At 66.8% G+C, this 4,409-nt stretch carries 3 protein-coding genes and 2 pseudogenes; 2 read left to right on the forward strand and 3 right to left on the reverse strand.

Translation table 11 applies throughout. The annotated features are described in order from the left end of the window. From VIQ49_RS05805 to VIQ49_RS05815, 3 genes and pseudogenes are all read right to left on the reverse strand, one after another. A pseudogene (locus VIQ49_RS05805) lies at positions 1–245 on the reverse strand (xylene monooxygenase); the annotation flags it as partial. 45 nt (positions 246–290) lie between these two features. Then, entirely contained in the window at positions 291–1,388 is a 1,098-nt protein-coding gene (locus VIQ49_RS05810) for an NAD(P)-dependent alcohol dehydrogenase (RefSeq protein WP_235880642.1), read from the reverse strand. A 22-nt stretch (positions 1,389–1,410) separates the two neighbouring features. Continuing rightward, positions 1,411–2,877, reverse strand: a complete 1,467-nt coding sequence (locus VIQ49_RS05815) for an aldehyde dehydrogenase (RefSeq protein ID WP_331881907.1) — start codon at positions 2,875–2,877, stop codon at positions 1,411–1,413. A gap of 599 nt (positions 2,878–3,476) precedes the next feature. On the opposite strand from VIQ49_RS05815, the pseudogene VIQ49_RS28895 reads away from it, so the two are divergent. Together VIQ49_RS28895 and VIQ49_RS28900 are read left to right on the forward strand one after the other, a co-directional pair. Next, a pseudogene (locus VIQ49_RS28895) lies at positions 3,477–3,764 on the forward strand (transposase); the annotation flags it as partial. A gap of 70 nt (positions 3,765–3,834) precedes the next feature. Beyond that, entirely contained in the window at positions 3,835–4,032 is a 198-nt protein-coding gene (locus VIQ49_RS28900; RefSeq protein WP_414731584.1) for a transposase, read from the forward strand. Positions 4,033–4,409: the final 377 nt, after the last annotated feature.

The following is a 4,409-nucleotide window of genomic DNA, read 5'->3' on the forward strand; positions in this document are numbered from 1 at the left end:
CCCAGCCGCAACGCGAACAGGGTCCACACCGCGACCAGCAGCGGCAGATGCAGATACAGCGGTATTTCGGCCAGCCAGGCCGCGCCGATGGTGCGGACCTTGTGATCGGCGGGCAGCACGATGTCCAACGACAACAGGATCGGGAATGTCGCGATGCCGGCCCAGACCCAGCCACCGCCGAGCCACAGCCCGGCGCCGGTTACCCCGACGACCAGACTGACTAAGTAGTAACGTAAAGCGTCCATGTTTCGTACCTTTCTCATGATCGACCCAGGTCAGGCTGTGTCGGTTTAGTAGAGCACCACGGGTTTGATGGCGCGGCCGGCTTCGGTGTCCGCGATCGCGGTGTTGATCTCGGTAAACGGGTAGCGCTGGATGATCTTGTCGAACGGGAAGCGTCCGCGCAGGAACAAATCGACCAAGCGGGGGATGAACACTCCCGGCACCGTGTCGCCCTCGATGATTCCCTTCACCGTGCGCCCGAACAGCAGATGCATGAGGTCCAGGGACACCTCTTGTCCGAGCGCGTTGGCGCCGACCAGCCCGGCGGTGCCACCGACGTTGAGTGCGGTGACGGCCTGCCGCAGGGTTGCCGGTAACCCGACGGCGTCCAGCGCGAAGTCCGCTCCCCCGCCGGTGATGGCCTGGATCTGCTCCACGGCGTCGTCGGAGGCTTTCACGGCGTGGGTGGCGCCCAGTTCGATGGCCATGTCGAGTCGCGACGCGTTGAGGTCGACCGCGATGATCGGGGCGCAGCCGGCGATCACCGCACCCATGATCGCGGCCAGGCCGACAGCCCCGGCGCCGAACACGGCGATGCTGGCGCCCGCGGGCGGTGCCAGCGCGGTCAGCACCGCGCCGGCACCGGTTTGCAGACCGCAGCCCAGCGGTCCCAGCAATTCCAGCGGCGCCTGATCGGAGACTTTGACCGCGCCGCGCTCCGGGACGATTGCGTGGTGGCTGAACGAGGATTGGCCGAAGAAGTGGGCGTTGAGTTCGGCGCCGTGACTGTCGCGGTAGGCCGTGGAACCGTCGGCGCGGCGGCCCCCGAAGTTCAGCGGTGTGAAGGAATCGCAATTCATCGGATGCCCGCTCACACAGTTACGGCACCTGCTGCACGACACCGGCGCGAGCACCACATGATCGCCGGGGGCTAGCGAGCGCACCTCGGATCCCACCGCCTCCACCACGCCGGCGCCCTCGTGCCCCAGAATCGCCGGCGGCCCGGGCGGCAGCACCTGGTCACGCACGATGATGTCGGTGTGGCAGATGCCGCTGGCCACGATGCGCACGCGCACCTCGTCGGCGCGCGGCTCCCCGATCTGGACGTCTTCGATGTGGAAGGGCCCGCCCTTGTCCCGGACTACAGCCGCGGTGCTGGTTGTCATCGTCGTCTCCTGAAGGTCTCGATCAGTTACCGGATGCCGGTGCGCCCAGATAGATGGACTTCTGGTTCTCGTAGGCGGCCAGCCCCTCCGGGCCCAGCTCGCGGCCCAGGCCGCTGGCCTTCACCCCGCCGAACGGGGCAGTGGGATCTGGCAGATACTGGTTGATGCCGATCGTGCCGGTCTGGACACGACGGGCCACCTCGACGGCGCGCTCGGGGTCGCTGCTCCAGACGGTGCCACCCAGGCCGTAATCGGAGTCGTTGGCGATCTGCACCGCCTCGTCGACATCGGTGTAGGGGATCAGCGACAACACCGGGCCGAAGATCTCCTCCCGTGCCACCGAGAGGCTGTTGTCCACGTCGGCAAACACCGTCGGCTCGACGAACCACCCCTTGTCCAGCTGCGAGGGTCGGCCACCGCCCGCGGTGACCCTCGCGCCCTCAGCGCGGCCCTGGGCGATGAGGCTCTCCACGTGCTGCCGATGCCGGGCACTGGCCATCGGACCGATCTGCGTGTCGGGATCGAGCGCATCGCCGACCGTCAGACCCTCCACGATGCCGGTGAACACGTCCACGATCTGCGCGTAGCGGCTGCGCGGCACCAGAATCCGGGTGGACAGATAACATGTCTGACCGTTGTTGAGCAGGGTCGCGCCGAACAGGTTCTGGACAGTATTGGCCGAGTCCAGATCGGCGTCGTCGAGGATGATCGCCGCGGACTTGCCTCCAAGTTCCAAGGTGACCGGGCGCAGCATCCGCCCGCACGTCTCGGCGATCTGGCGGCCCGCACCGGTCGAGCCTGTGAAGGCGACCTTGTCGACCCCGGGATGGGCGACCAGATGCGCGCCGACGTCGCGCCCGCCCGTGACGATGTTGACCACGCCCGGCGGCAGCGCTGCCTCCTGTACGGCCTCGGCTAGCAGGTAGCTGTCGAGCACGGTCTCCGGTGAGGGCTTGATGACCACGGTGCAGCCGGCGGCCAGCGCCGGAGCGTATTTGAACGCGGCCAGCGTCTGCGGGAAGTTCCACGGCACAATCGCGCCGACCACCCCAACGGGTGTGCGCCGCACCAGGGTGGTTCCGCCGAACAACCCCGGACGGCTCTCCTCCGACTCACGGTCGCGCACCATGCCCGCGTAATAACGCAACAACGTCGCCGGGAACACCGCCTCCAGCTGGCGCGACACCGCGATCGGCATCCCGTTCTGACTGCTGACGCGATGCGCGATGTCCTCCCCCCGCTTGTCGAGCGCGTCGGCCAGCCTCTCCAACGCCTCGGCGCGCCGCGCAGGCTCCCACCGCGACCAGCCCGCCGGGTCGTCACACGCACCGCGCGCCGCCGCGACCGCTGCGTCGACATCAGCCTCGGTGGCCTCCGGTACCTGCCCCAGCACCTCCTCGGTGCTCGCCGACACCACCGTGATCTGCGTCGCCCCGCCCGACGCGACCCCTTCCCCACCGATGAACAGCGAGTCGTACGCCACCGACATTCCGTCTCCTTTGACCAGCAAACTCAAGTGAGCCAGCTCAGCTACCGCCACTCGGTGTGAGCTAGGTCATGCAGAGCATAAAGGTTTCAGCCCACGATAGTCAAGGATCATAACTAGGTGGTGCGTTCGGCCCGCCACGCTTGCCACGGTCGCCCGTACGCTGCCAGCATCGGCCGGACGGCTGTCGGGCCGCGTTCAACCCATCACGGCGGCCCGATGCCGACTCCGCGGGGCTGCGGCGTGCTCGCGCCTATCCGCCAGCTCAGGAATCGACGGGATCGTCGTAGAGCGGGTCGGTTGAGCCCCGCTTAGCCTTCGCTTAAAGAGCGTGTCGAACAACTCTGGTGAGTGTTCGGCACCGCCCTTCTCGGGCGTCGTCGGTTCAGGCCGCAGGTGCTGTGTGAACGTCGGTTCCCGCGTCTTTCGGGCTGGTTTCACCAACACGAGGGTGTTGGCCAGCGCCGTCCCGTCGGCGGGCATTGGTGGCCCGGCCTCCTGCTTGGGGGTCCGGGGATCGATGGAGGTCATGCGCGTGGCCCCAGCGGGCCAGATTCGCCGCCGAGTTGGTGTCCCTGTCGGCGCAATACCCGTAACCACAGGTGAACACCCGGTCCGCCAGCGTCATCTCACCGTTGACCGCCCCGCATTGGGGACACACAGGCGAGTCGACGGATACCAGCGGTCGGCTTCGACGAGCTGACCGCTTCCTTGTTCCCACGCACCGCAAGGGCGGGCGGCCCTGCCCACCGCACCGATGGCGCGAATACCTCGACGCCATCCTGTACGTGCTGCGCACCGGATGTGCGTGGCGGCACCTGCCGCACGACTTCACCGTGTCCTGGTCAGACGCGCACAAACACTTCCTACGCTGGTGCCGCAACGGCACCTGGGTGCGAATCCTTACCACGGTCCGCGGCGAAGTCCGTACCCGCTCGGGCCGACGGCGTCAAACGGCACGTGCTCGTCGACTCCGCCGGTCTGCTGGTCGCCGCTGTCGTCACACCAGCCGACGTGCAGGACCGGGCTGCATTCCCCACGCTGCTGCGGAAGGCGAAGCGGGTCGTGCCGACCATCAGCCACGTGTGGGTGGACAAGGGCTTGGCTTCATCGTCCAACCGCGACGTTGGGTGGTCGAATGCACCAACGGCTGGATAAACCACTGCCGCCGCATCGACCGCCACTACGAAACCACCCTCGCCGCCCACGGAGGCTTCCTCTACCTCAGCCTCTACCTCAGCCAAATCGCCCTACTACTCCGCAGACTCGACCGCAGCCAGTTGTTCGACACGCTTTTGAAACGCCCTGGTTTGGCCGGAGACTCCGTTCAAGGCTCGCCGATCAACTCCCGTTACGTAGTTCCCACGGATGCCGGGTCAGCTGAACGATCGGCAGAATAATGTCCCAGGCGAAGATCCTGGCCTGCATGACAGACACGGGAGGAAGCAGTATGACCGGCACGCTTGCGGAGATCACGTCGGAATCGACTTCACGATTCGTGGAGGTCGACGAGCACCGCATTCACTTGCATGACA

The organism is Williamsia sp. (assembly GCF_036566845.1).
Classification (GTDB): Bacteria; Actinomycetota; Actinomycetes; order Mycobacteriales; family Mycobacteriaceae; genus Williamsia.